Here is a 26,380-nt window from a genome sequence, read left to right on the forward strand (position 1 = left end):
CGAGCGGGTGTTTTTCGCTCGAGTATAAAAAGGATCGTCAGACGTGGTGACGGGCTCGCGGTTGTCTCGACCGGGGAGCAGTACCGACTCGAGCGACGGCTCTCGGCCGGAGAAAGAACGGCGAAAATCGAAGCCGAAAGACGAGTCCCGTTAGTCGCGCTGACGCAATCGCGCGCCGATCAGCTCCACCAGATCGTCGCGCAGTTCGTCGACGTCGACTTCCTCGAGGACGGGCACGAAGAACCCTTCCACGAGCATGTTGCGTGCGGCACGCGGGTCGACACCGCGGGAGGTCATGTAGAACAGATCCTCCGCGTCGATCTGGCCGACCGTCGCCGAGTGGCTGGCCTCGGTGTCGTGGTTGTTGATGATCAGCTTCGGCGAGGCGTCGGCCTCGCTCTCGTCACTGAGCATCAGCGTGTTCTCGCGCTGGTAGGAGCTGGTGTCCCAGGCGTCGCGGCCGACGTCTTGGACGCCCTCGTACACCGAGCGGGCGACGTCGTCGGTGACGCCGCGGGTGACGAGGTCGGCCGTCGTGTGCTCGGCGCGGTGCCAGACTTTGACGTCGAGGTCGAAGTGCTGGTCGTTGTGGCCGTAGAAGGCGCCGACGATCTGCGTCTCGGAGCTATCGCCCTCGAGCAGCGTCGAGACCTCCGTCTTGGTGAGTTGCGTCCCGATGTTGCCCTCGATCCAGTCGATCGTCGAGTAGGTGTCCGTGACGCCGCGCTTGAGCGTGAAGTTGTAGGCCTCCTCCGAGAGGTTCTGGAGGCTGCCGTACTGGACGTAGCTGTTCTCGCCGGCGGCAATCTCGACGATGCCGCTGTAGTACTGCTCGTCCTGTTCCTCGCCCGTGGACTGCCGCTCGAGGATCGTGACCGAGGACGATTCCTCGGTGGCGACGAGCGTGTAGTTGAACAGCGAGCGGGAGTTTTGCTCGGTCCGGATGGTGACGTCCTCGGCGTCGACACCTTCCGGGACGTAGACGACCGTCCCGGTGCTGAACAGCGCCGTCGAGAGCGCGGTCAGGTAGTTCTCCTGTGGGTCGACGACGGAGCCGAAGTGTTCCTTCAGGAGCTCCTCGTGTTCCTGGACCGCGTCGGCCCACGAGAGTACGTCGACCTCGTCGGGGCCGACCTGGTCCTTGTTCTCCGCCGCGTTCAGCGGATCGACGAGCGACTCGAAGTCGAGTTCGTGGAGGTTCGTCCAGTCCCGACCCGGCGTCCGGATGACGTCCGGCATGTCGAGTTCCTCGAGGGCCTCGAGGGCCTCGAGACGGGTCTCGAGCAGCCAGTCGGGCTCGTCGAGATCCTCGCTGATCTGGCGTACCTGTTCGTCGGTCAGATTGGCGTGTACCTGCGTTCCTGCGCTCATATTATCCGAGGCTTCCCTCCATCTCGAGTTCGATGAGACGGTTGAGTTCGACCGCGTACTCGATCGGCAGTTCCTCCGTGATCGGCTCGATGAAGCCGGCGACGATCATCTTCTTGGCGTCGTCGTCGTCCAGTCCGCGGGACTGGAGGTAGAAGATGTCCTCGTCACCGATCTTGCCGACGGTCGCTTCGTGAGCGACGTCGACCTTCGACTCCTCGATCTCCATGTACGGCATGGTGTCCGAGGTGGACTCGTTGTCGAACATCAGCGCGTCACACTCGACGGCGGTGGAGGAGTTCTCCGCGCCGTCGGCGATGTGGACGAGGCCGCGGTAGTTGGTGCGGCCGCCGTCCTTGGAGATCGATTTCGACTCGATGGTCGAGCTCGTGTCGGGCGCGTTGTGGTAGACCTTCGCGCCGGTGTCGATGTCCTGGCCCTCGCCCGCGAAGGCGATGGTGATGTGGGTGTCCGTCGAGCCGCGACCCTTGAGGATCGTACACGGGTAGAGCATGGTTGCTTTCGAACCCATGCTGCCCGAGACCCACTCCATCGTGCCGTTTTCCTCACAGATGGCGCGCTTGGTGTTCAGGTTGAACGTGTTCTTCGACCAGTTCTGGACGGTCGAGTACTGGACGTGAGCGTCCTCGCCGACGAAGACCTCGACGCCGCCGGAGTGGAGGTTGTGGGTGCCGTACTTCGGCGCGGAACAGCCTTCGATGTAGTGGACCTCGGAGCCTTCCTCGGCGATGATGAGCGTGTGCTCGAACTGCCCCATCCCTTCCGAGTTCATCCGGAAGTAAGCCTGAACCGGCATCTCGACCGTCACGCCCTCGGGGACGTAGACGAACGAGCCGCCGGACCAGACGGCGCCGTGGAGCGCCGCGAACTTGTTGTCGCTCGGCGGAACGCAGGTCGTCATGAAGTGCTCTTTGACGAGCTCGGGATGCTCCTTGACGGCCTTGTCCATGTTGCAGAAGATGACGCCCTTCTCCTCCCACTGCTCCTGCATGTTCTGGTAGACGACCTCGGACTCGTACTGGGCGCCGACGCCCGAGAGGGCGTTCTTCTCGGCTTCCGGGATGCCCAGCTTGTCGAACGTGTCCTTGATCTCCTCGGGCAGCTCCGTCCAGTCGTCGACGCCCTCGCGCTTGTCGACGTCCGGGCGGATGTACGGAACGATCTCTTCGATATCGAGTTCGGAGAGATCCGGCATGCCGGGCCAGTCGGTCGGCATCGGCATGTTTTGGTACTGCTTGAGCGCGCGCAGGCGTCGCTCGAGCATCCAGTCCGGCTCGTCCTTGTCGTCGGAGATCATGCGGATGACCTCTTCGGTCAGGCCTTTGCCGGATCTGACTGCGGAGCTCTCCTCTTTTTTGAACTCGAACCGGGCTTCAGTGTCTGTCTCTTTTAGGTGGTCTTGATCGGAACTCATGATGTGTTGTGTATATGGTTACGGCTGTAGCGTTATTACCGTTGTTCTAGCCGAATTCGGTTACGCCGTGCCGTAGACCTCGTCGCGGACCCAGTCGTACCCCTTGTCCTCGAGCTGCTCGGCGAGCTCCGGACCGCCGCTTTTGGCGATTCGACCGTCGATCATCACGTGGACGTGATCGGGCTCGACGTAGTCGAGGATGCGCTGGTAGTGGGTGATCTGAAGGACACCGGTGCCCTCCTCGTCGCGTAGCGCGTTGATGCCGTTCGAAACGTCCTGCAGCCGGTCGATGTCGAGCCCGGAGTCGATCTCGTCGAGGACGGCGATCGACGGCTCGAGGATGGCTGCCTGCAAAACCTCGTTCTGCTTCTTCTCCCCGCCGGAGAAGCCGGCGTTGAGGTAGCGCTGGGCGAACTTCTCGTCCATGTCCAGTGCTTCCATCTTCTCCTGGAGGATCTGCTGGAACTCGGCGACGCCGACGTCACCTTCGTCGACGTTGCCCTCCATCGGCGAGGTCTCGAATCCTGCCTCCTCCTCTTCTTCTTCCTCGGCGTCGTCGTCCTCGAAGAGCTCTTCTCGCTCTTCGATCTTGGCGTTGAGCGCCGTGCGCAGGAAGTTCGTCATCGTGACGCCGTCGATCTCGGCCGGATACTGGAAGCCGAGGAAGACGCCGAGTGCGGCCCGCTCGTTTGGCTCGAGGTCGAGCAGGTTCCAGGTTCGCTGGTCCTCGTCGATCTCGATTTCGTCGCCGAACTCGCCCTCCTCGAGATGGAGGAGGACCTCGCCTTCGGTGACCTCGTACTCCGGGTGGCCGGCGATGACCTTCGCGGTCGTCGACTTCCCGGAGCCGTTCGGCCCCATCAGGGCGTGAATCTCGCCCGACTTGACCTCGAGGTCGACGCCCTCGAGAATCTTCTCGTCGCCCTCAGCCACTTCCGCGTGCAGGTTGCGTAGTTCGAGACGTGCCATAGTACTCTGTCGTCTGAAGGGTGGGTCGTCTGACTGATAACGGTTTCGTATCCAATTGGATACGGTTTCGCATCGCCAAAATAAGTTCCCACATTAGGAACAGAGATGCGTACCAGTGGAAAGTCGAATCAACTCATTTCGAGAACTTGCCTACCGATATCGCCTCCGATTATCGGACCGTGACCCTCCAAAAGGGCTCTCTGCTGACCTTCCGGCAAATGTTCCATGAGCGTATGGCAAAGACGACAGAGTTGGACCAGATTATCCATCGTATGTGCATCTGCTGGATCGGAGAACGCACGGATTGGACGAATGTGATGTACATCTAGATTTCGACCGATATCGTTCGAGTCGGCTTCACATAATTTACACGTGTTTCCGTCCCGCTCTCTCACACGTCGACGAACGTTCTTCCACTTGCCAGTGTAAAACTGAGTCTGGGAGTCAGGATCCCACTGATGGTGTTTCTCACCACGCCGATGTTGGGATTGCCACTCGGCGTAACAACTGAGATCACAGAAATGGTTCGATTTCGTTCGTAGACGACTTGGATACACTTTTTTCGAGTCCCCACAATTCGAGCACTCGACTGACTCCTTTCCCTTCCACCACGGGCTACTTTCTCCGTTGAGATGTCCCGTCTCTTTTAAAAGCTTACCTTGACATTGGTTATCACAGAAGAAGCGTTCAGACTGGTCGTACTCACACGGTGGTATCTCTTTTTGAGTTCCACAGTACTCGCAATGGACTTCGTGTGCTTCCACATCTTGGTTCGCCGTTCGGCGGTCGATTCCATGCTCTTCCATCCGATTATAGACGGTCGTCATCGAACAATCAACCTTGTCCGCGATTTCCGATAGTGTCATCTCCTCCTCATGGTACCAGTAGTGGAGTTTTTTAGCCGAGATAGTGATCTTCTTAGGCATTAGTTCCACCGTCATCTGCACCGATTGATTGTTCCATATGGCCACTTACTGGTGTGACATAATAGTTAGATCGATGTCACCTCATCTCTTTTACGGCATTCACTGAGTCAAAATCGATCTTCTGAATTGGAATTGACTCCCCTCGTACGGGACTACCAGTATTGATCGAGGCCTTGCTGTTCCTGTCCGCTTTTAACTTCAGCCCACGAGACGCCGAGGGCTTCGAGAATCCGTTCGATCGGGCCCTGCAACGTTTTCTCGAGCATCTTGTCGTAGTCGACCTCGAACTCGTCGGGGATCTGGTCGTCGTACTCGAAGCAGATCACGTCGGGGTCGCGCTTGAACGCGCCGTAGAGGGGGTCCGTCTGGGGGTTGAACCCTTCCTCGCTCTCCATGCGTCGGAAGAACGCGGGGTCGACTCGGTCGAGGTAGAGCCGCTTGGGTTTGCTGCCGCGCTGGAAGTTGGTTCCCAACAGGAGGTTGGCGTACTTCGCGCCTCTGACCTGGGCCGTGTCGGTGTCGTAGTTGTCCAGACGCTTGCCGATACCACCGGGGATGGCGATCTGCTCGAGTGAGATATTCCCCGTCTGTACGTCTTCGATGATGCCGTTGACGTAGTCCTTCGTGCCCTCGATGTCGCCGTCCCTGACGATCATCTCGATGACCTTGTGCTGAACTTCCTTCGTAATCGGGGCGATGTCCGAGCGCTGGTACTCGAAGCCGACGATGTCGATGGTGTCGACGTCCTTGCCTTCCTTCCAGGTGATGTGTCCGGCGTAGCGTTTCTTCTTGCCCGCCTGGAAGAACCGGCGGTAGAGTTTCTCGAACTCGATCTGGAAGCGGTGTTCCTCCGCGTTCAGATCCTCGCGCGCGAAGTCGTCGTAGCGGTCGTTGATGTACTCTTCAATTTCGAACGATTGCTCGAGGGCGTCTTCCTTCGGGACGCCGGGACCGAGCTCGAGCATGACGGAGTCCGTGTCACCGTACGCGACGGTGTAGTCGAGTTCCGTGGCGGCGGTCTCCGTGAACTCGATCACTTCGCGCCCGGTGGCCGTAATCGCGGACGCCGCCTCCTTGTCGTAGAGCCGGAACTGCTCCCAGCCCGAGACGCCGTAGAGCGAGTTCATGATGACCTTCACCGCGCCCTGCTGGCGATCGTACTGCTCGTACTCGAGGCTTCCCGGCTCGTACTCGTTGCGCAGGGACTTCTTCTCCTCGCGCTCTGCGAGCAGTTCGGTGATCATCTCGCGCATGACGCCGTCGGGCTCCTTCCGAAAGTGGATCGGCTCGGGCTTCGTGGGCGCGACGTAGGTCTCCCCGTCGTACGTCTCGGGGTCGACCTTCGTCTCCGGCGACGCGTTGACCGTCGTCATACACATCGGGTACAGCGACTTCAGGTCGAGCACGGTGACGTTCTCCTTGACGCCCGTGATCGGATCGAAGACGGCCCCGCCCTCGTACTCCTCGCCGGCCTCCTGTTGGCCCTTCGAGGGCAGCGAGAACCGACCGTACGCTTCGTGGAGGACGTACATGTCCACCGCGTCGCCCGGCGTCGGCGCGTCCTCTAACTTACAGCCGACGAACGAGCGCACCTCGTCCCAGAAGGTGATGATCTCCTGCTGGCGGTCGAGTTCGACGCAGAGTTCGACGTCACGGAGGTTGTACTCGAGCAGTTTCGTCGGGTCGACCTCCCAGAGGTCGCCGATATCGCCGGTATAGCGCTCCTTTCCGACCCCTAACTCGGACTCGCCGACCGCATCCAGGCGGTAGGAATCGAGTTCGGAGAAGACCATCCGCTGGTAGCCGTAGAGCAGGTCGAAGACGACCCGGCCTTTGATGTCCGGGCCACCCCAGTTGCTGCGCCAGACCTCGTCGACCCGCGAGAGTCGATCGATCGAGAGGTCGTAGTCGTGGTGGGAGCCCGCGAGTTCCTCGAGACGGTCCAAGAAGTACGGCGCGTCGAAGTCCTCGAAGTTCCAGCCCGTGAGGACGTCGGGATCCGTGTCTCGGATGTAGTCGACGAACGCCTCGAGCATCGCCTCCTCCTCCTCGAATGCCCGTACTTCGTGGTCGATCTCGCCCTCGATCGGTTCGTACGCCTCGATCTCGGTGGGGATCTCCCCGTCGCCGACCGGGGCCTCGTAGAGCCACATGATGTACTCGTCGCGGTAGGAGTCGTGGCTGGTGAGACAGACGATCGGTTCCTCGCCGTCTTCGGGAAAGCCCGCCCGGTCGTTGACCTCGATGTCGAAGGTGTTGACGCGCGGGTCGGCGTCGACGTCGACCGCCTCGAGTTCGTCGTGGGGGACGATCAGCGAGTCGTCGTCGGCGCGCCGTTCCGGCACCCGAACGCCGCTGCGGATGTCCTTGTCGATCAGGAGCCGATTCGGAAAGAGGATGTCGGCCTCGAAGTGCTGAAACTCGTCGCGGACCTGTCCGACGTCGCGGGGCGTCTGGCCGAAGATTTTCGTCAGTTTCTCGCCGCGGATACTCTCGTAGGGCTCGCCGTTCTCGCCGACCTCGCGGCTGCCGGTCAGCCGGTCGTACTGTTCTTCGGGCGGCCGCTCGAGGCTGTCCGTCGGCGCGTAAAAGTACGGCCGGAAGCCGACGACCTGCACGTGCTCGAGTTCGCCGTCGGCCGTTCGGCCGAAGACGTGCACGATCGGTCGCTCCTCGTCGCCGTAGCCGGCGATGGTGTAGTCCACCTGCATCACGGCGAGTTCGAGTTCGCCGTCGGCCTCGGGAACCGCCTCCTCGACGACGTCGATCACGTCGGTACCGTCCGAGCCGCCGTTGCCGGCGATGGCTTTCGCTTCCTCCGCCGGTCGCTCGGCGGACTCGTCGGAAAATGCCTCGAGTCCAGTTTGGCCCGCCTCAGTCATGGTATCGGGGTTGGAAGCGATCGAATAAAAACCCCCATACTTCGGCTGGTCGTCCCGCTCGCACGACCCGGCGGGTTCCCTCCGAGTTTTGCAGGGGCAACAAGACATATAATGTGGTAACACATACCATAGCATCAGGTGATGGAAGTGTCCACCGAAGTGAACGACGATACGACGGATCGAAGCGAGCCGCGTAGTGAACCCGAGGGCACCGCGACAGTCGAGTCCTACGAGACGGAGGACGGTGTCGTGTTCTACGATGCCGAGAACCCGCTCGCGTGGGTAGAGACCTCCCAGACGCTCACGCTCACGGAACTCGCCTGATCGATCTATCGACTGTACTGAACGCCGCCGAACGCGAACCGCCCCACCCCGAACGCGAACGTTTTTTGGGTTACTCGCCGACGATTCGACTGTGGGACTCGACCGGAGCGAACACGAACCCGACGAGTACGACCCCGAGGAGGAGTTCAGGGACCCGGAGAGCGACTCCCTGACGATTCCACAGGTCCCGACCGAGAACGCGGGGTCGGATCTGCGCTCCGATCTGAAATCGGAGTTCGAGGAGGATGCGATCCCGGAGCCCGAGTTTTCGGCGGCGGAAACCGACGTCGACGGAGAGACGCTCAAGAACTTCTGGGCGCTGGTGCTCGTCATCAACGCCGCCGTACTGGCGTACGCGCTCGCAGCGCTGTTTCTGGTCTTCGAAGGGGCGACCACGTACGCCGGTTACCTGTTCGCCGCCGGACTCGTCCTCACCGGGTTCGGTATTCAGCGATATCGAACCGTTCGGCGCGACATCGAGTCCGACTCGAGCACGACCGATCCAGCGGGCGACTCGGCTGAGGGATCGTCGAGGGACGACAGGACCGACGAGGCGACGGCGAGCGGTAGAGAAACGGACACTACGGGAGCTTCCGACGATGATCAGACGGGCAAAGCGGTGGACGACGATTAGACGAACGGGACGACGAAGGACAACGCCGATCGGAAATAGTTGATCGCAGGCGAAACTACTTCAGGAGGAGTCACCCAACAACAATCATCGGCCGATCACGACCGATCATGAAAACCGTCCAAGACGACACCGGCAAACGATATCTGCTTCTCAAACGGTCCGAACACGCGAGCCTCGTCCGCGACCCGCAGAACGGCAACGAGTGTTACGTCCAGAACGACCGTCTCGAGGATCTCGAGAGCGAATCCGCACTCGAGACGGCCACGGGTTGCGTGAGCGATCCGGTGAAGACGCTCCTGACGAACGTCCACGACGAGGCGACGCTCGGACTGCTCGTCGAACTCGAGGAGCGCGGCCCGCTCGGCGTCCGCACCCTTCTCAACGCCTACGACTTCTGCGAGAGCGATCTCCACGGGCGACTCACAGTGTTGACGGCGGCCGGGCTCATCGAGGAGGCCGAGGTCGGCGGCGAGCGCGGCTATCGGGTTACGGAGACGTGCGGTCGCGCACTCGAGGTGATCCGCGTCGACGCGGGCGAGGAACCGTCCGCTACAGCGGAGACGTCCGACGTCTCGTAGAGTGAACTGAACGAAAGTCAGTCTTGACGCGCCTGCCACCCACTCCTCGCTTAGAGAAGGCCAACCCTCGAGCGGCTCACTCTCAGTCGGAGGCGAGCAGTTCGATCTCCGGCGGCTCACCGCGCTCGAGTCGCGAGCGGTTCGACGTCGCGTCCTTTTCGACGCTGACCAGCGAGTCCGCCGCGCCGACGAGTTCCTCGTCGTGGCTGACGACCACGATCTGTTCGACGCCCAGATCGCGCATGGATTCCACCAGCGAGACGAGCTGCGTGACGTGACCCGAGTCGAGGAAGACGGTCGGCTCGTCCAGAATCAGCGGCGGCATCGGCGCCGCTCCCTCGACGCCCTCGGCGAGCAGGCGATAGATCGCACAGCGGAGGCTGAGGTTGAACAGCGCGCGTTCGCCGCCCGAGAGCTGTTCGGGCTCGAGCGCTTCGCCGTCTTTCTGGTAGACGGTCAGCCGGTACTCGCCGTCCAGATCGATCGCCGCGTAGGAGTCGTTCTGGTAGACCAGATCGAACGTCTCGTTGAGCAACCGCTCGAGGGTCTCGACGTTGCGCTGGCGCAGTTCCGACCGCAGGTCGGCGTAGGTCGCCTGCAGCGTCTCGGCCTCGTCGTACAGCGACTCGAGGCGCTCGCAGCGCTCTTCGAGTCCCGCCAGTTCCTCGCGTCGTTCCTCGAGTTCCTCGAGTTCGCGCTCGACGGCGCCGATCGCGTTCTGGAGGTTCGTCCGCTTTTCCTCGAGTTTCTCGAGTTTCGTGTCGACCTTCTCGATGTAGTTTTCCGCGTTCTGCTTGTCCTCGCGGGCGGTCGCGACCCGGTCCTCGTCGAACTCGGACTCGAGGTCGCGCTTGCGCTCGCGTTTGCTCGAGAGCGTCTCGCGGCGCTCGTCGTTCATCGTCTGCCAGTCCTGCCGACGCTCCCGGCGGTTCTCGACGTCGGTCGCGAGCTCTGCGCGCTCGGCGTCGATATCGGCGACGCGGCGCAGCGACTCGAGCGTCTCCTTGATCTCGCCGCGTTCGGTGTTGATCGCACCGAGTTCGGATCGAGTGTCGTCGACCTCGCCCTCGAGTTCGTCGGCTTTCGCGCGGTTCTCCTCCGCGTCGGTCTCGTACTCCTCGGCGTCCTCGCGCAGTCGGTCGCGCTGCTCGCGTCGATCCGCGAGCGTCTCGCGCTTTTCGGCGACCAGCGTCTCGATATTGTCGCGGTTCTCCTCGAGTCGGTCGACTTGCCGTTCGGCCTCCCGAAGCTCCTCGGCGCGCTCGATCCGCTCGTCGAGGTCGTCGCGCTCGGCCTCGAGATCCTCGAGTCGCCCCTCGCGGTCGGCGAGTTCCTCGCGTTTCTCGTCGAGCACGTCGACGTGCGGCGAGTCTTCGACGGGTTGACCGCACTCCGGACACTTCCCTTCCTCGAGCAGCCGTTCGCCCTCCTCGATCGCGTTCTCGACGGTTCGGATGTCGGCCGTGACGTCGCCGATTTCGTTCGTCAGCTCCTGACGGTCGGTCTCGAGGGAGTCGATCCGGTCGGCTGCCTCGCCGAACTCGATCGGTGCGTCAGTGAAGCGATCCCGTGCGGTCTCGATCTGCTCCTCGAGATCCTCGAGGTCCGATTCGCGGTCCTCGATTGCGCTCTCGTCACTCTCGAGCGTCGCTTCGAGTTCGTCGGCCTCCTCGCGTGCGGCCTCGGCTTGTGACTCGAGGTCGTCGGCTTCATCGCGAAGGCGTTCGATTTCGCCGGTGGTCTCCGTGATCGAGACGCGAACGTCCTCGAGGTCGTCCCGCAGTTCCTCGTCGCGAGCCTCGAGATCTGCGATTCGTTCGTCGACCGCGTCCGCTCGATCGCCGCCGTCGGATCCGGCGTCGAGGTCGACCTCTGCCAGCAGTCCTTCGCGCTCGGCAGCGAGTTCCTCGCGTCGCTCCTCGAGGTCGCGGATCTCGTCTTTCGCGTCCTCGCGCTCGCGTTCGGTCTCCTCGATCTTCGATCGGAGGTCGTCGATATCGGCCTCGAGCGTCTCGATCTCCTCGCGCGTCTCCTCGTGGCGCTCGAGGACGTCCTCGGCGGTCTCCAGCGTTTTTCGTGCCTGCTCGCGCTGGTCTTCGAAGCGGTCGATATCCTCTGTCACGTCGGCCTGGTTGGACTCGAGGTTGTTGAGGCGCTCGTGGAGTCCCTTCTCCTCCTTTTGTTCGACCTGCTGGCGGACGTTCTCGAGGACCTCCCGCTGGCCGTCGAGCACCGACTTGACCCCGAGGCGGGCGTCGCTGGCCCGTTCGCGGTAGTCCTCGAGCGCCCCCAGCTGGAGGAGGTCGTCGATCATGTCCTGACGGTCGCTCGGCGAGGCGTGGATCAGTTTGTTGACCTCGCCCTGGCGGACGTACGCGCAGTTGACGAACGCCTCGGCGTCCATGCGCAGGAGTTCGGTGATCTCCCGGCGAACGTCGCGGGCGCCCTCGATCGTCTCGCTGGGCGTCTCGAGGACACACTTCGTCGTCGTCGCCCGATCGCCTCGGAGCTTGAGGTGGCGCTCGATGTGGTACTCGCGGCCGTCGTGGGTGAAGTGGAGTTCGACCTCCGCTTCCTCCTCGCCGGTCGTGATCACGTCGTCTAAGGTTCGGTCGTCCAGCGCCTTCGACCCGTAGAGCGCGAAGAACACGGCCTCGAGCAGCGTCGACTTCCCGCTGCCGTTGACGCCGTGGACGACGGTGACGCCGTGCTCGAGACCGAGGTCGGCCTCCCCGTAACACTTGAAGTTCAGCAGGCGGACGCGGTCGACTTTCACGCGAAATCACCCAGCGAGGCGTCGGCATCGGCTGGACTATCGGCCTCGGAGTCGGCGTCCGACTCCGGGTTCTCGGTGGACGGTTCGTCAGTGTCTGTCTCCGGGTTTTCCACAGACGATTCGTCAGTATTTGTCTCCGAGGCGTTCGATGGCGGTTCGTGCTCGTCGGGATTCGCCTCGGTCGCATCCGAAGTCGGCTCGCCGCCGTCGGTGTCGGCGGTCGCCGCGTCGATCACCGCTTCGACCGCGCTCTCCTCGAGGCCATCACTCTCGTCGACGGTATCGATCTCCGTCGCGGCCGATTCTTCGGCCTCGGCACCGCCCTCGAGTTGGTCCGCGACCGTCGTCACGTCCGCGTCGTCGGGACTGCGTTCGGGTGCGGGGTCGAACGCCGAGGTGTCGTCCTCGAGTAAGTCCCGAACGCGTCGTTCGACGGTTTCGCGAACGTTCGCGTCTACGAGGTCGTCGTCTCGGACGGTCTCGTCGATGTTCCGGGCCGCATCGCTCAGGCCGAGTTCGCGGACGCGTTCGCGGACGGCTGCGTCCGGATCGGCGAAACTCACCGAGACCTCCTCGTCCTCGTCGGGCAGATCTCGGCGGTCGTTCACGCGAGCGACGAGCGCGCCGCGGTCGATGGCGGCTCCCTCGACCGTCGCCGGCGTGATCGGTTTGCCCTCGCCCTCGACCGTGACGACGACCACCGCGTCCTCGAGGTCGTACTCCCGAACCCGTTCCTGAATCCGGTCGACGCCCTCGCCGGGCTCGAGGTCGACGTCGACGAAGACGAACTCGCGGGTGTCGGTGAGGCCGCGACGACTGATTCCTACGGTATTGTCCTCGAAATCGACGAGGTTGTACCCCCGGTTCTCGCGCTCGCTGGCGCTCGCGCGTTCCGTCGAGCCGCAGTAGGTGACCCAGGTGTCGAGCACCTCTGCTGTGTCCGGTTTGTGGTTGTCTCCGAGGAGGACGGCGTCGAAGTCGACGGTCGACTCGGAGAGCAGTCGTTCCGTGTCCCAGTCGGCGTGGGCGAACGGCTCGAACAGCCCGTGGCTCACGAGGGTCGCGTGCTCGGCCTCGTCGGGCGTCGGAGCGAAGTCGTACTCGAGGTCGTCGCGTCTCGAGCGCGGAACGAAATCCAGGCCGTAGACGGCCACGTCGTCGATCAGTTCGGGTTCGGCTCCGAGTCGCGTCGCGAGGCCGAGATCGGCAAAGAGGTCGAGCCACTGCGCGTCCCGTTTGGACTCGTGGTTGCCGACGACGGCGAGAAAGGGGATGTCGGCGTCGGCGAGCGTGCGGAGGATTTCGACGGTACCCTGCAGATCGATTAGTCCCGGCCGCCGGTCGTGAAAGAGGTCGCCGGCGTGGATCACGGCGTCGACGTCGTCCGCGACCGCGTCGTCGACGACGGAGCGAAAGGCCTCGAGAAAGTCCTGTCGTCGCTCGGGCGCGTTGTACTGCTGGTAGCCGATGTGGGTGTCGCCCGTGTGGATAACCCGCGTCATTGTCGCCTCGTTGGCAGGCCCGCCCTAAAGGGGTTCCGCGACCGTAGTGAAAGTGAAACGAAGTGTGTGTAGCAGCGGGTGTATCGTGACAGGGAGAAATGCCCCCCGAAACAGCCGATTGACAGTACTTCGCGCAGTGGCGCGCGCTGTCGTCCGACCGAACGATAGTGAGGGCGGTCGATACACCGTGCGAGGGATGAGTGAGGGAGCGTAGCGACTGAACGAATCGGCTGGGGAGGACGTGGAAATCCTCGTGTCCACGTTTGCAGAACGCTTGCCTACGAGTTGCCCACCCTGGCGGCTAGGGATTCCACGTCCTCCCCAGCCGATTCACTCGCTCCCGAAAGTCGCTCGTTCATCCAATGGAAGACGCTTCGCGTCTTCCAAGCCGTCACTCGCTACCGCTCGCGACGACCTCGCACGGTACCGAGTCGCGTCTCGTTACTCACTCGCCGCGACTCAGCGCGCGCCACCGCACACCCAAGACCGGCACCCGGAACCCAAGCTAGTCCGGAGTCCGGAATAGAACGTCGGGAGGCCGTACCGCCTGATCGAACCAAAAGAGAAGAATCCGAGGAGGAAAACGAACCGTCGACGCGTCGATCGCTCGACCGTCTAGTCAGGCTTCGATATCGAGACTGTACAGTCGCTTGCGCGCGTCCGAAAAGGAAAAGCGCGAGTCGATCACGTGCTCGTCGTCGAGGCGGTTCAGCGCGTACCGAACCGTCCGCGAGGGGAGCAGCGTCTCGTCGGCGATCTGCTGTTGGGTCATCGTTTCGTTGTACTCGAGCACCTTCGCGACGAGTTTGGCGCTCGGTGGAAGTTCTTTGACGTCGTCCCACGTTCCCCGCGTTTCGGTCTCGTGTCGCAGCGACTCTGAAGCACTCATCAGTACACCGTAGCCGATACAGCGTGATAATATTTTCTGTTTCGAAAAATGCCCTCTAGTAATACGTCTGGCGGGGGTGCACCGACCCGAAGTCTCTTATGAACCAACACCCAAAGGACGGGTGATGAGCGACACCGTGGACGACGTCGACCTCCCATACGACGAGGACGAGGCGTCCCAACAGGAGAAGATCCAGGCACTCGAGGACCGACTCGAGATCCTCGAGGCGCAAAACGAGGAGATGCGGGACAAGCTCCTCGACGCCAACGCCGAGAACAACAAGTACCAGCAGAAACTCGAGCGGCTGACCCACGAGAACAAGAAGCTCAAGCAGTCCCCGCTGTTCGTCGCCACCGTCCAGGAGATCACGGACGAAGGCGTCATCATCAAACAGCACGGGAACAACCAGGAGGCCCTCACCGAGGTCACCGACGAGATGCGCGACGACATCGACCCCGACGCCCGCGTCGCGGTCAACAACTCCCTTTCTATCGTCAAGACGCTCTCCAACGAAACTGACGTGCGCGCTCGCGTGATGGAAGTCACCGAGAGCCCCGAAGTCAGCTACGAGGATATCGGCGGACTCGAAGAACAGATGCAGGAGGTTCGCGAAACCGTCGAGATGCCGCTCGAGAAGCCCGACGCGTTCAAAGACGTCGGGATCGACCCGCCGAGCGGCGTTCTACTCTACGGGCCGCCGGGCACGGGCAAGACGATGCTCGCGAAAGCGGTCGCCAACCAGACCGACGCCACCTTCATCAAGATGGCCGGTTCGGAACTGGTCCACAAGTTCATCGGCGAAGGTGCCAAACTCGTCCGCGACCTGTTCAAGGTCGCCCGCGAGCACGAACCCGCCGTCATCTTCATCGACGAGATCGACGCCATCGCGGCCAAGCGAACCGAATCCAAGACCTCCGGCGACGCCGAGGTCCAGCGGACGATGATGCAGCTCCTCTCGGAGATGGACGGCTTCGAGGACCGCGGCGAAATCCGCATTATCGCCGCCACGAACCGGTTCGACATGCTCGACCGCGCCATCCTCCGGCCCGGCCGATTCGACCGCCTCATCGAGGTGCCGAAGCCGAACGAGGAGGGACGCGAGATCATCTTCCAGATCCACACCCGCGGCATGAACGTCGCCGACGATGTCGACTTCGCCGAGTTAGCCCTCGAAGCCGAGGAGGCCTCCGGCGCCGACGTCAAGGCGATCTGTACGGAAGCCGGGATGTTCGCCATCCGCGACGACCGCACGGAGATTCGGATGGAGGACTTCCGCAACGCCTGGGACAAGGTGCAGGCGGACTCCGAGACCAACGACGAAGTCTCGAAGACTTTCGCCTGAATCCGCAGTTTCCTCCTGTTTCGCACAGCAGATCGCACCAGCGTCGGCTCAGCAGCAGCCCAGCATCAGCGCTCGACGCTCAAGACTACGACGAAAAATACCGGGAGTACCAACTCGGTCTGTCGACGCTGTCGGACCGTGCAACGAGAGGCACGAGACGAGCGCGTTCGAAGCCGATCGACGTCAGTGGCGACTCTGGCCCGCTACAGGGCCGCGAAGAGCAGCCACGGGACGATGAACAGGGCGACGGTCAACACCGCGAGGATCAGTAGATAACCGATACCGGTTCCGACCGCGGTGAGCCACGCCGGATGCTCGAACTCGTTGAGATCGACTGCCATACTGCTACCGTCCGGTGAGACGAGTATAAACGTACCGAAAATTGGGATCGACCGGCGACGCCAACGCGACGGCGCCACTGACGACAGGTACCGCCATGGCCGGCACGGCGACGGCTACCGCCACGCCTCGAGCGAAGCGGCGTCTCGCTCGACCATCGAGAGCCACGTCTCGTCCCGCGCGATGTCAGCGATGACGAGGTGTGACTGCCCATCGATCTCGTCGACTGCAGCGACGACGTCGCCGTCGTCTTCCAGCTGACTCCCGACTGCTTCGGCCTCGAGTGTCATAGTTGTTGATTGATCTTGGTTATGCATGAATGTTTCGGCATGGTCCTGATCGGCGGTTAAAGATTTTAGAAATAGCGGATAAACACCGGACAAATGAGTCTATTAGCGGGATTAATTTGAGGTAAGGAACCTACGCTGTCGCACACTCTCTCGCGACGACTGGACCGACTCTCGCTCGAGTCGCGTCGACTCGAAAACGTGTTCCGGACCGTTTTTACCGGGTGACTGGCTAGGAGCAGTCAATGACGACGATCGTCGTGGTGGACAATCACGGACAGTTCACCCACCTCGAGCGCCGGGCGCTTCGCGACCTCGGCGTCGACACGGACCTGATCGACAACGAAACACCCCCCGAGGAGGTCGACGCCGACGGCGTCGTCCTCTCCGGCGGTCCCGATATGGACCGAATCGGCCGCTCCGCCGACTACCTCGAGGGCGACGTCCCCGTCCTCGGCATCTGTCTCGGCATGCAGCTGATCGCCGAGGAACTCGGCGGCCGCGTCGGCAGCGGCGAGTACGGCGGCTACGCCGACGTCACCGTCGATATCGTCGACGAGGAGGATCCGCTGACCGGTTCGCTCCACCCTGAAACCCGCGTCTGGGCGAGCCACGCCGACGAGGTCAAGGAACTCCCGGAGGGGTTCGAACTCACCGCGAAAAGCGACGTCTGCGGCGTCGAAGCCATGAGCGACACCGACCGCGACCTCTACGGCGTCCAGTGGCACCCCGAGGTCGCCCACACCGAGGAGGGCGACGAGATCTTCGAGAACTTCCTCGAGATCTGCGAACGGTAGGGGAGCTCGAGTCGAGCGACGGCAGCTGCCGAATCGGCCGGAACGCCTCCTACGCAGTCGCGTCCGTCCAACACACCTAGGAGTTTCTGATTCACGGGTTTCTCAGCTCTCGTCGTCGGGCCCGCGGAGCAGGACGCCGACGGCCGCTCACGGGCTCGTACTACTTCCTGTGGAACCCGATCGTTATCCCGAGCGGCGCGCTCGGCGGCCTCCTCTGGCAGTTCGCCAGCCCCGAACTCTCCCTCGTGGTCGCCTCGGCGATCAGGATGGTCGGCGTGGGCTACTTCGCCCTGTTCGGCCAGGAGTTCGACGCCTACGCCTGAGGTTAGCGTGAAGGTCGAATTCGTCTGTCCGGTGAGCCGCTGTTCGACGGTTCGTACACCACGAACTCGATCCGTGTCGACACGAGACCGACGAGGACTGGCGTCACTCAGGACAACGTTCGTCATCGCTATCACCATCACGACTGACGGAGACGGAGAACTATTGCTCCTCGCGACTCCGTTCGACGGTCTCTTCTAATTCGTCGACGCGCTGCTCGAGTTCCGCGATCCGTCGAGACCGATTCGCTATCCGGCCTCCGAAGGAGGCTCCAGCAATCAGTCCGAGAATCAGTCCGAAAAACGCGCCGCCGGGTCCGAACACCGATCCGATCGCTAGACCGAGTATCGAACCGAGGATGCCGCCGTACGCGAAGTTCATATCTCCATCTCCAAACCTATCCAGTTCAATTTACCGTTCGAACGGAGGCACATAATGCCTTTGTCTCACTGTTACGGATCAGCGATTACCGAGGATCGTCGTCCGAGATCCCGGCTCGGAAACGAATCTCGCCCTCTCGTTCTCGAGACGGATCTCCTGGACCAGGTATCGGTAACATCGGTGTAAGCTGGTATCGCTCGTGTCGCCAAGCGTATATGTAGTTCGCGAGCGAATCAGGTAACGTGATGAAACCAGTCTCGAACGGCGTTTCGAACGCGACTGTACCGACGACAACCGCCACCGATCTCACCGGAGAGGTGAACTGAGATGACCACCAGCGTCCTCGTCACCGGCGCGACCGGCAATCAGGGCGGGAGCGTCGTCGAACACCTGCTCGCATCCGACACCGAGTTCGACGTCTACGGACTCACGCGCGACGCGTCGGGCGACCGCGCACAAGAACTGTCCGAGCAGGGCGTCTCGATGGTCGAAGGAGACCTGAACGACAAAGACTCCCTCGCGCCCCACGTCGCCGAGGTCGACGCGGTCTTCGCCGTCACCAACTTCTGGACGGAGGGCTACGACCAGCAGGTCCAGCAGGGCAAGAACGTAGCGGAGGTCGCGAGCGAGGAAGGAGTCGACCAGTTCGTCTTCAGCGGCGTCGGCAGCCACGAGAAGGACACCGGCGTGCCCCACTTCGACTCGGCCGAGGATATCGATCAGTACGCACAGGAACTCGACCTCCCGCTGACCGTCCTCCAGCCCGTGTTCTTCTTCCAGAACTTCGAGGCCTTCGCCGAAGACGTCGTCGAGGAGGGTCAGATCGCGTTGCCGCTCGAGGAGGGCGTCTCCCTCCAGATGATCGACGTGGACGACGTGGGTCACGCTGCGGCAGTCGCGTTCGAGAACCCCGACGAGTTCGTCGGCGAGCACGTCGAACTCGCGGGCGACGAGTTGACGCTCGCCGAGACGGCCGACGTGCTGAGCGAGGTCACCGGTCAGGACGTCGAACCGGTCCACGTCCCCATCGAGGACGCCTACGAGAGCTTCGGCGAGGAGTTCACCGTCATGTGCGAGTGGTTCAACGAGGTCGGCTACAGCGCCGACCTCGAAGCACTCGAGGACCAGTTCGGTTTCGAGTTTACGGATCTCGAGTCCTACCTCCGCGAGAACGGCTGGGAGGACAAGGAGGGAATGGCGTCGGTCCCCGGCTGGGTCAAAGCCATGCAGTAGTCATTTCCGAAGAGGGACAACAGCCGGGCGGCACGTTCCGCCGATAACCGTTCAGTAGTGGTGCTGTAGCTGCCCGTCTGTCGGCACTTCTCCCTCGAGTTCGACGAGGAGGCCGATGGACATCGTCGTTACCACATCGTTTGGCGGAGACTCTGGCCGTTCAGGTGTGCAGACGTGCAGTTCGATCGTCCGCTCGGTTTGCTGATCGACGCCGATCACGTGATGAGAACCCCAATTCCCGTGCAGTGAGCGCTCCGCAATCACACCGTACTGCGTTTCGAAGTCTACTGTCTCCAGTGCCTCCGAGATATCCGTTTCGTCAATGAACTGGGCTACGTCTCGACGACTCGTGAAGATTTTCACCACCTCCTCTTGGTCCGTCTCCAGAATTCCCCCTTCGAAGTCGAACACATCGTACGCCAGCGGCGTCTCTAGATCCAGATCGGGACACTCGCTCGGAGCGTCTTCCTCGGAGAGCGGGAGGCTCCCAAGGCACCCGGCGAGGGCAATCGAACCGGCAGCACCCACGGAAGCGAGGAATGCGCTTCGTTTCATATCACTTCCACCATGTAGCGAAATAAATAGCTTTTCCGAACAGGTCACAACTGACGTAGAGAAGTGGTTCGGCGGGGCCGGCGGCAGCATTGATATCGACGCTCTCGAGGACCACCTCCGATTCGAGTTCACAGATCTCGAGTCCAATCTCCGCGAGAACGGCTGAGATGACAAGGAAGGAGTAGCCTTGATTCTCGATCGGGACGAGGTAATACGGTACTCGTTGACCAGGGGGTTCTTTCTGGCCGCCTCGGTTCCAGTAACGCACACCATGCCAACGATTTCACCCGCCGGAACCGACCGTCACGCTATTGATCGTCGCCCCAAATGCGATAGACGATGACAACCGACACAGTCGGCCGGTTCGAACGCGAACTCGAGGACCTCGAGGTCGGCCTCGAGCGCGTCCCAGCCGCCGACGCGAGCGAGCGGATCGCATCGGCGATCGAGGCACCCGCGGTCGGAACGCCGCTCCCGTTCGAGGGCGTCTCGCAGCCGGATTCGGTGATGACGGAGCCGACCAACGGCGACGTCGCGAGTGCACGGACTGGTGTCACTCCCGCGACGTTCGCCATCGCCGAGTACGGGAGCCTCGCCATCGAGTCGCGGCCTGCGGGCGACGAACCGATCAGCGTCTACCCGGACCGACACGTCGCCGTCGTCGCCGCGAGCGACGTCCTCCCGGATATCGAGGCGGGGTTCGATCGGCTCGAGGCACAGTTCGCTGAACGCAACAGCGTCGTCTTCGCGACCGGCCGAAGCGCGACGGCGGACATGGGCGACCTCGTCCACGGCGTCCACGGTCCCGGCGAGGTCCGCGTGATCGTCCTGGAGGATCGGTGAGCGATGGCAGAGCGCACCAAGCCACCCGAGACGCGGACCGAGACCGCCGCGCGGCTTCGACACCTCCTCGAGACCGAAGGCGAGGCAGTTCACGCACACGTCAGCGTCTCGAACCTCCGTCGCGAACAGGCCTACGAGGCGACTGACGACATCGAGGCCCTGCGATCGGAAGCGCGGTCGATCAAGGAAGACGCCATCGACCGGCTCCCGGAGTTGATCGAAACGGTCCGCGGCGCGGTCGAAGAAAACGGCGGGACCGTCTACGTCGCTGACGACGCTGCGGACGCGAATCGGTACATCTCTGAAGTGGTCGACGGAAAGGCACTGCCGGACGCCGATCCCTCGGTCGTCAAATCCAAGTCGATGACCACCGAGGAAATCGATCTCAACGACGCACTCGAGGACGAGGGAGTCGACGTCTACGAGACCGACCTCGGCGAGTGGGTGCTACAGGTGGCCGACGACACGCCCTCCCACATCGTCGGGCCGGCGATGCATCTCACTCGAGAGGAGATCGCCGACCTGTTCAACGAGCGCTTCGAGCCCGACGAGCCGTTCGAGACGGCCGAGGAGCTCACCCGGTTCGCTCGGGACCACCTCGGCGAGCGCATCCGCGAGGCCGACGTGGGGATTACGGGCGCGAACTTCGTTGTCGCCGAGAGCGGGACGATGACGCTCATCACGAACGAGGGCAACGCCCGGAAGTGCGCCGTCACGCCGGACACGCACGTCGCCGTCGCCGGCGTGGAGAAGCTGATCCCGTCGACTCGCGACCTCGAGCCGTTCGTGGACATCATCGCCAAGAGCGCGACCGGCCAGCCCATCTCCCAGTACGTGACGATGCTGACGCCGCCGACCGACTCGCCCACGCTGAACTTCGACGAGCCCGACGCGCCGCTTGTGAGCGCCGGAGCCGACGGCGAGTCGGCCGATTCGAGCGACGCTCCCGAAAGCGACCGCGAGTTCCACCTCGTCCTGCTCGACAACGGCCGCCTGGACATGCGCGAGGACGAACAGCTTCGGGAGACGCTGTACTGCATTCGGTGCGGAGCCTGTTCGAACTCGTGTGCGAACTTCCAGGCCGTCGGCGGGCACGGCTTCGGCGGCGAGACCTACTCCGGCGGGATCGCGACCGGCTGGGAGGCCGGCGTCCACGGCCAGGACTCCGCGGCCGAGTTCAACGACCTCTGTACCGGCTGTACGCGCTGCGTCGACGCCTGCCCGGTGAAGATCGACATCCCGTGGATCAACACCGTCGTCAGAGACCGGGTCAACCGCGACGCCGAGCCCGAGGCCTACGACTTCCTCGTCGATGGGTTGACTCCGGACGCTGAAGGGGGCGGGCTCGATCTCGGGAAGCGATTCTTCGGCAACGTCGGGACGGCCGCGAAACTCGGCTCCGCGACGGCTCCCGTCTCGAACTGGCTCGCCGAAACGAGCCCGGTCCGCGCGCTGCTCGAGCGAACCCTCGGAATCGACCGGCGTCGCGACCTGCCGACCTTCCAGCGGGAGTCCCTCGTCGACTGGTTCGAGATGCGAGGCGGCGCGGAAGCTTCGAGGCAGCGAGCGGAACGGGCCACAGCCCGCACCAGCGGAGCCGATATCGACCGCGAGGTCGTTCTTTATCCCGACGTCTACACGAACTACGTCGACACCGACCGCGGAAAGGCCGCCGTCAGGACGCTCGAGACCCTCGGTATCCCAGTCAGCGTCCCAGACCTTCCAGAGAGCGGGCGCGCGCCGCTGTCACAGGGGATGGTCGCGACGGCGGACCGACAGGCCAGCCGCCTCTACGGCGCCGTCGCCGAAGACCTCGACGCCGGCCGCGATATCGTCGTCGTCGAACCCTCCGATCTGGCGGCGTTCCAGCGAGAGTACGAGCGACTTCTGCCCGAGCGGTCGTTCGAGCGGCTTCGGGACAACAGCTACGAGATCTGCGAGTACATCTACGGGTTGGTCGAGAACGGCGCCGACGCGGAGCTCCTGTCGACCGGGAGCGACGCAGGAGACGGTCACGCAGACGACGACCGCGGCGAACCGATCGCCTACCACTCCCACTGCCAGCAGCGCACCCTCGGCCTCGAGGCACCCACGACGGCCCTGCTCGAGCGCTGTGGCTACGCGCCCCAGACCTCGACCGTCGAGTGCTGCGGCATGGCGGGCTCCTTCGGCTACAAGCAGGAGTACTACGAGGTGAGTATGAACGTCGGTGACCGTCTGGCTCGGGAGTTCGAGCGGGCGGAGACGGTCGTCGCTTCGGGGACGTCCTGTGGCGACCAACTCGAGACCGTACTCGAGCGGTCGGTCCCGCATCCGATCGAGATTCTGGCACCCGATCGCTGAGCCGACAGCCGCTGAAAACGGTGTTTTTCGCCGACGTTCGCGCTCACTCCGCGTAGCGAGTGTCAGTCGCTACGCTCGCCCCCTCTCGAGTGTCTCGGCCCGACGTCGGAACCGCTCGAGCACCGACGGTCGACCGCGACACTCGAGTCGCACCTCGTCCCCGTCGTAGTCGACCGTCTCCACGGACGTCCGATCGTACGCCGACGAGACGAGCGTCATCGCCTCGTCGCAGTTGGGCATTCGTATCGTCGCGGATTCCGTCGGGAGCCGATCACGAATCGCCGCCAGCAGCGTCTCGAGGTTCGTCCCCTCGAGCACGCTCACCGGAATCGGCTCCGCAGTCGATTGGGCCAGCGATTCCGAGGCGATCTCGAGCCGGCAGGTTCGCTCGCTCCTCGAGAGTTGATCGACCTTGTTCAAGGCAGGGACGATTCGCTCGTCCTCGACGTCCTGTGCGGCGAGTACGTCGAGCGATGCCTCGAGCCGTCGGCGAAACCGTGCGGGCGGGTCGCTCGCGTCGGCGACGAGCACGACGACGTCCGCCGCCGCGGCCTCCGAAAGCGTCGAACTGAACGACTCGACGAGGTCGTGGGGGAGGTCGTCGACGAAGCCGATCGTATCTGTCGCGAGCACGGGCCGGCCGTCGATCGTCGCCCGTCGGGTCGTCGTCTCGAGCGTCTTGAACAGCCGATCTTCGACCGCTGCGGTGGCGTTCTTCTCCGAGCCGTCCGGGTTCGAATCGTCGTCGATCCGCGCTTCCTCGAGCGAGAGGTCGTCCGCGAGACGGTGCAACAGTGTCGACTTCCCGGCGTTCGTGTAGCCGGCGACCGTGAGGAGATCGAACCCCTCCTCTCGGCGGCGTTCGCGGAACTGTTCGGCCGGGTTCGGGAGGTCGGCGAGTTTACCTTCGAGGCGGTCGATCCGGTCGCGAACGTCGTAGACGGGCGATCCTTTCTCGGTCTGTTTGTTCAGTGCGCCCTCGTCGGCGGACTCGATGATCCGTGGCAGGTCGTATCTGAGCCGTGCCAGTTCGACCTGCAGTTGGGCCCGTCGCGTGCCGGCCTGGGCTTCGAATATCTCGAGAACGAGCCGGTATCTGTCGATGACGACCGTCTCGTCGGGCAACAGCGACTCGAGGGCGTGGTGCTGACTCGGCGTGAGTTCGCCGTCGACGACGACGCGTCGGGCGTCGTGGTCGGCGACGATTTCGGCGAGTTCGTCGACTTTGCCGCGCCCGAGGTACGTTCCGGAATCCGCCGGGCCGATCTGGGTTAGTTCGGCGACGACCGCGTCGCCGGCGGCGCGGACGAGTGCTCGTATCTCGCGGGTCTCGACGGGGGTGGTTGTCGATCGGTTCGCGACGACTGTACGACGGCCTGTACTGTGAGTTCGTGACATCGTGGTTGCGTTGGGTTCATGAGTGGTTGCGGTCGGTGCCGAGCCCCGGCGCTACGGAGTGTAGGCGGGGCTGTCGGAGCGAATACGAACCGGCTGCTCACGCGCGTGGTGACTCGTCGACTCCGTCGACGGCACGTCGGTTGAGCGAACACCGGCTCAGTGGGAAGAACGGGTCTCCATCGGCCTACCCCGAACGTCCAGCTTCGACTACAAATCAGTTGTGGGTGATGTCCCAGGGAGCGTAATCCGTCCGGCCGACGGCCTCACGCTCGGCGTTATCACTCTCACTCGGTGGCGACTCCGCAAAAACTGCAGCCGCGAGCGTTACTCGCCGAACAGTTCGTCGACCGCGTTGCGAGCGGTGAGCGCCGCGTCGTCCGCGACCTGCTCGGCGTCGGGTCCGTCCTCGGTCTCGGGTGCGTTCAGATAGACGTCGACCTCGAGGACGCCTTCCTCGAAGGTGACGGTGACGTCGAGATCGCGCACCGCGGACTGCTTGTACTGCGAGAAGACGTAGCCTTCCGCAGCGTCGGAGGCCGTCTGAACGACCTCGTCGTCAGTCGGCTCGCCGGTCGACATTTATGCGCCGCCTGCGCCCGGACCGCCTGGGCCTGCTGGACCGCCCATGCCGCCGCCCGCGCCGCCGAGGAGTTCCTCGAGTTCGTCCTGAAGGCTCTCGAACTGCTCCTGAACTCGGTCTTCCTGCTTCTCGAGGGTCTCGAGGCGGATCTCGAGGGAGTCGACCTTGTCCTGCAGGTCTTCCTCGGCCGCGTCGTACTCGGTCTCGACGAGCAGCTCGCCGACCTTTCGGTACATGCCGGTCTCCTCGTCGATGTTCTCGAGTTCGTCGAGTGCGTTCTCGGCCTCGGAGAGGCTCGATTCGGCCTCCTGTTTCTGCATGGCGACGGTCTGGGCCGTCTCCTGAAGATCCTGCAGTTGTTCGATTTTCTCCTGTGCTTCCGGTGGGAGATTGCCTTGCATATCTCGACCGTCGCCCTCCGCACTGATAAAGCCAAGCTTTGACGTCGGCGAGGGGGCCCGGCGGCGAGACGCCTCGATCCCGTCGACGGCAGCCCGTACGCCTATCCGAGCGGCCGGTGTGGAGTGGACGATGCGACGACGCGACGTCCTCGCTTCCGGCGGCTGTCTGCTCGCCGCGGGGTCGGCCGGCTGTCTCGAGACCCTCCGCCGGGAGGACGCCTGGCGGGAACTCGTGGTCGACCCGCCGGAAGGCGTCTACGTCCCCCCGCACGCGGACGGGATGGTGACCTACGGGACGACGTCGGCGGATGGCCGAGAAATATCGCTGCTGGCCAGCCGGCCGCACTCGTTCTGGACGGTCGCCGGCGCCGAGCGAAGCCGGGCCGACGTCCGGTCGCGACACGACCTCCACCTCATGGTCGACGTCAGAGACGTCGAGACGGGGGCTATCGTCCCCGCGCCTGTAACGACGAAAGTTCGACGGGCCGAGTCGAACGGCAGGGAGGACGACCGAATCGACGAGCGAAGCCTCTGGCCGATGCTCTCCCAGCGGATGAGTCCGCATTACGGCGACAACGTCCCGCTCGAGGGCGATGGAACCTACGTGGCGACGATCGAGGTCGGGCCGACGAGCGCCAACGCGATCGGGTCCCGTCTCGACGCACTCGAGGAGCCGACGGCCGTCGACGTCGAATTCGAGTTCGACGCGGCCGAAATCGACGGCCTCGAGCGCCGACTGATCGACGAGGACGAGGGACGTGGCGAGCCGGGTGCGCTCGAACCGATGGTGGCTCACACTGGCCACGACCACGACGCGGCCCACGCTGGCCACGACCACGACGTCGGCAGCGACCACGAACGGGCCCGCGACGCGCCCCTCGAAGCCGCGTTCGACAGCGAGGACGCGACACGACTCGGGTCGGAAGCGAGCGAGGATATCGATTACACCGCCGCGCTCGTCGCGGCGGACAAGCGGGACGGAGGCGGGCCGGCGCTCGCCGTGACGGCGCGGACGGCATACAACCGGTACCCGCTCCCGTTTGCTTCCCTCGCCGCGACAATCCTGTCTGACGACGAGCGACTCGCCGGCGGGTCGCTTCGGGAGACGGTCGGATCGCGGATCGGCCACCAGTACCGAACGCCGGTCGATCCATCCGTTCTCGAGAAGGGCGACGAACTCTCGATAGGACTCGAGACGCCGCCGCAGATGGCGCGCCACGAGGGGTACGAAACCGCGTTCCTCGAGACCGAGACGGTGACGATAGCACTGAAATAAC

The 26,380-nt window shown here is 63.4% G+C and carries 24 protein-coding genes and 1 pseudogene; 10 read left to right on the top strand and 15 right to left on the bottom strand.

Features of this window, described 5'->3' with window-relative positions:
- Positions 1-150 precede the first annotated feature (150 nt).
- The 5 genes from sufD to BLT08_RS12430 all read right to left on the bottom strand — a co-directional run bounded on the left by sufD (position 151) and on the right by BLT08_RS12430 (position 7,580).
- Positions 151-1,371: a Fe-S cluster assembly protein SufD gene (gene sufD, locus BLT08_RS12410; RefSeq protein ID WP_090307409.1), complete on the bottom strand. Its 1,221-nt coding sequence runs from the start codon at positions 1,369-1,371 to the stop codon at positions 151-153.
- Between the two features lies 1 nt (position 1,372).
- Positions 1,373-2,803 carry a Fe-S cluster assembly protein SufB gene (gene sufB, locus BLT08_RS12415; RefSeq protein ID WP_090307413.1) on the bottom strand — a complete coding sequence of 477 codons (1,431 nt, stop codon included), beginning with the start codon at positions 2,801-2,803 and terminating at the stop codon, positions 1,373-1,375.
- A 60-nt stretch (positions 2,804-2,863) separates the two neighbouring features.
- Entirely contained in the window at positions 2,864-3,772 is a 909-nt protein-coding gene (locus tag BLT08_RS12420; RefSeq protein ID WP_090307416.1) for an ABC transporter ATP-binding protein, read from the bottom strand.
- Between the two features lie 128 nt (positions 3,773-3,900).
- Positions 3,901-4,713, bottom strand: a complete 813-nt coding sequence (locus BLT08_RS23745) for an HNH endonuclease (RefSeq protein WP_394328197.1) — start codon at positions 4,711-4,713, stop codon at positions 3,901-3,903.
- Between the two features lie 137 nt (positions 4,714-4,850).
- Positions 4,851-7,580: a DNA-directed DNA polymerase gene (locus BLT08_RS12430; RefSeq protein ID WP_090307423.1), complete on the bottom strand. Its 2,730-nt coding sequence runs from the start codon at positions 7,578-7,580 to the stop codon at positions 4,851-4,853.
- Between the two features lie 141 nt (positions 7,581-7,721).
- Between BLT08_RS12430 and BLT08_RS12435 the strand changes: the two genes are divergently transcribed.
- From BLT08_RS12435 to BLT08_RS12445, 3 genes are all read left to right on the top strand, one after another.
- The gene (locus BLT08_RS12435; protein WP_090307426.1) at positions 7,722-7,904 is read left to right on the top strand and encodes a DUF7331 family protein; all 183 of its coding nucleotides are present in this window, start codon (positions 7,722-7,724) and stop codon (positions 7,902-7,904) included.
- Positions 7,905-7,995: 91 nt separating this feature from the next.
- Positions 7,996-8,538, top strand: coding sequence for a DUF7322 domain-containing protein (locus tag BLT08_RS12440; RefSeq protein WP_090307429.1), 543 nt, complete (start codon positions 7,996-7,998; stop codon positions 8,536-8,538).
- A 107-nt stretch (positions 8,539-8,645) separates the two neighbouring features.
- Positions 8,646-9,116 (top strand): DUF7346 family protein, encoded by a 471-nt coding sequence (locus tag BLT08_RS12445; RefSeq protein ID WP_090307434.1) that lies wholly within the window; start codon positions 8,646-8,648, stop codon positions 9,114-9,116.
- Between the two features lie 82 nt (positions 9,117-9,198).
- On the opposite strand, the gene rad50 is transcribed toward BLT08_RS12445, so the two are convergent.
- The 3 genes from rad50 to BLT08_RS12460 form a co-directional block, all read right to left on the bottom strand.
- Complete coding sequence (gene rad50 / locus BLT08_RS12450; protein WP_090307438.1) at positions 9,199-11,892, bottom strand: DNA double-strand break repair ATPase Rad50; 2,694 nt, start codon at positions 11,890-11,892, stop codon at positions 9,199-9,201.
- Positions 11,889-13,394: a DNA double-strand break repair protein Mre11 gene (gene mre11, locus BLT08_RS12455; RefSeq protein ID WP_090307442.1), complete on the bottom strand. Its 1,506-nt coding sequence runs from the start codon at positions 13,392-13,394 to the stop codon at positions 11,889-11,891. Before mre11 ends, rad50 begins: the two co-directional genes overlap by 4 nt.
- Before the next feature lie 619 nt (positions 13,395-14,013).
- A complete protein-coding gene (locus BLT08_RS12460) occupies positions 14,014-14,283 on the bottom strand; it encodes a MarR family transcriptional regulator (RefSeq protein ID WP_090307445.1) in 270 nt (89 codons plus the stop codon).
- Between the two features lie 124 nt (positions 14,284-14,407).
- Between BLT08_RS12460 and pan1 the strand changes: the two genes are divergently transcribed.
- Positions 14,408-15,625 (top strand): proteasome-activating nucleotidase Pan1, encoded by a 1,218-nt coding sequence (gene pan1, locus BLT08_RS12465; RefSeq protein WP_090307446.1) that lies wholly within the window; start codon positions 14,408-14,410, stop codon positions 15,623-15,625.
- 203 nt (positions 15,626-15,828) lie between these two features.
- Here pan1 and BLT08_RS23015 read toward each other — a convergent pair whose 3' ends face one another.
- Together BLT08_RS23015 and BLT08_RS23020 are read right to left on the bottom strand one after the other, a co-directional pair.
- Positions 15,829-15,966 carry a hypothetical protein gene (locus BLT08_RS23015; RefSeq protein ID WP_175529300.1) on the bottom strand — a complete coding sequence of 46 codons (138 nt, stop codon included), beginning with the start codon at positions 15,964-15,966 and terminating at the stop codon, positions 15,829-15,831.
- Between the two features lie 114 nt (positions 15,967-16,080).
- The gene (locus tag BLT08_RS23020) at positions 16,081-16,254 is read right to left on the bottom strand and encodes a DUF7556 family protein (protein ID WP_175529301.1); all 174 of its coding nucleotides are present in this window, start codon (positions 16,252-16,254) and stop codon (positions 16,081-16,083) included.
- 242 nt (positions 16,255-16,496) lie between these two features.
- Between BLT08_RS23020 and BLT08_RS12470 the strand changes: the two genes are divergently transcribed.
- Together BLT08_RS12470 and BLT08_RS23390 are read left to right on the top strand one after the other, a co-directional pair.
- Positions 16,497-17,048 carry a GMP synthase subunit A gene (locus tag BLT08_RS12470; protein ID WP_090307450.1) on the top strand — a complete coding sequence of 184 codons (552 nt, stop codon included), beginning with the start codon at positions 16,497-16,499 and terminating at the stop codon, positions 17,046-17,048.
- Between the two features lie 105 nt (positions 17,049-17,153).
- Positions 17,154-17,371 (top strand): annotated as a pseudogene (locus BLT08_RS23390) (MFS transporter); the annotation flags it as partial.
- 160 nt (positions 17,372-17,531) lie between these two features.
- Here BLT08_RS23390 and BLT08_RS12480 read toward each other — a convergent pair.
- Positions 17,532-17,750 carry a Z-ring associated ZapG family protein gene (locus BLT08_RS12480; RefSeq protein ID WP_090307453.1) on the bottom strand — a complete coding sequence of 73 codons (219 nt, stop codon included), beginning with the start codon at positions 17,748-17,750 and terminating at the stop codon, positions 17,532-17,534.
- Between the two features lie 327 nt (positions 17,751-18,077).
- Between BLT08_RS12480 and BLT08_RS12485 the strand changes: the two genes are divergently transcribed.
- The gene (locus BLT08_RS12485; RefSeq protein WP_090307456.1) at positions 18,078-18,983 is read left to right on the top strand and encodes an NmrA/HSCARG family protein; all 906 of its coding nucleotides are present in this window, start codon (positions 18,078-18,080) and stop codon (positions 18,981-18,983) included.
- A gap of 51 nt (positions 18,984-19,034) precedes the next feature.
- Here the strand turns inward: BLT08_RS12485 and BLT08_RS12490 are convergent, their stop codons facing one another.
- Positions 19,035-19,538: a hypothetical protein gene (locus BLT08_RS12490; RefSeq protein WP_090307461.1), complete on the bottom strand. Its 504-nt coding sequence runs from the start codon at positions 19,536-19,538 to the stop codon at positions 19,035-19,037.
- 339 nt (positions 19,539-19,877) lie between these two features.
- Here BLT08_RS12490 and BLT08_RS12500 point away from each other — a divergent pair, with 339 nt between their 5' ends.
- On the top strand, positions 19,878-20,381 hold the full coding sequence (locus BLT08_RS12500) for an LUD domain-containing protein (protein WP_090307470.1): 504 nt from the start codon (positions 19,878-19,880) through the stop codon (positions 20,379-20,381).
- A 3-nt stretch (positions 20,382-20,384) separates the two neighbouring features.
- The gene (locus tag BLT08_RS12505) at positions 20,385-22,724 is read left to right on the top strand and encodes an LUD domain-containing protein (RefSeq protein WP_090307473.1); all 2,340 of its coding nucleotides are present in this window, start codon (positions 20,385-20,387) and stop codon (positions 22,722-22,724) included.
- 69 nt (positions 22,725-22,793) lie between these two features.
- Here BLT08_RS12505 and hflX read toward each other — a convergent pair whose 3' ends face one another.
- The 3 genes from hflX to BLT08_RS12520 form a co-directional block, all read right to left on the bottom strand.
- Positions 22,794-24,122 (bottom strand): GTPase HflX, encoded by a 1,329-nt coding sequence (hflX, locus tag BLT08_RS12510; protein ID WP_090307477.1) that lies wholly within the window; start codon positions 24,120-24,122, stop codon positions 22,794-22,796.
- 324 nt (positions 24,123-24,446) lie between these two features.
- Positions 24,447-24,701, bottom strand: a complete 255-nt coding sequence (locus BLT08_RS12515) for a DUF3194 domain-containing protein (RefSeq protein ID WP_090307480.1) — start codon at positions 24,699-24,701, stop codon at positions 24,447-24,449.
- The gene (locus BLT08_RS12520) at positions 24,702-25,103 is read right to left on the bottom strand and encodes a prefoldin subunit beta (protein WP_006091866.1); all 402 of its coding nucleotides are present in this window, start codon (positions 25,101-25,103) and stop codon (positions 24,702-24,704) included.
- Between the two features lie 130 nt (positions 25,104-25,233).
- Between BLT08_RS12520 and BLT08_RS12525 the strand changes: the two genes are divergently transcribed.
- Positions 25,234-26,379 carry an iron transporter gene (locus BLT08_RS12525; protein WP_090307730.1) on the top strand — a complete coding sequence of 382 codons (1,146 nt, stop codon included), beginning with the start codon at positions 25,234-25,236 and terminating at the stop codon, positions 26,377-26,379.
- Position 26,380 lies beyond the last annotated feature (1 nt).

The sequence above is a fragment of the Natronorubrum texcoconense genome (assembly GCF_900100335.1).
GTDB classification, from domain to species: domain Archaea; phylum Halobacteriota; class Halobacteria; order Halobacteriales; family Natrialbaceae; genus Natronorubrum; species Natronorubrum texcoconense.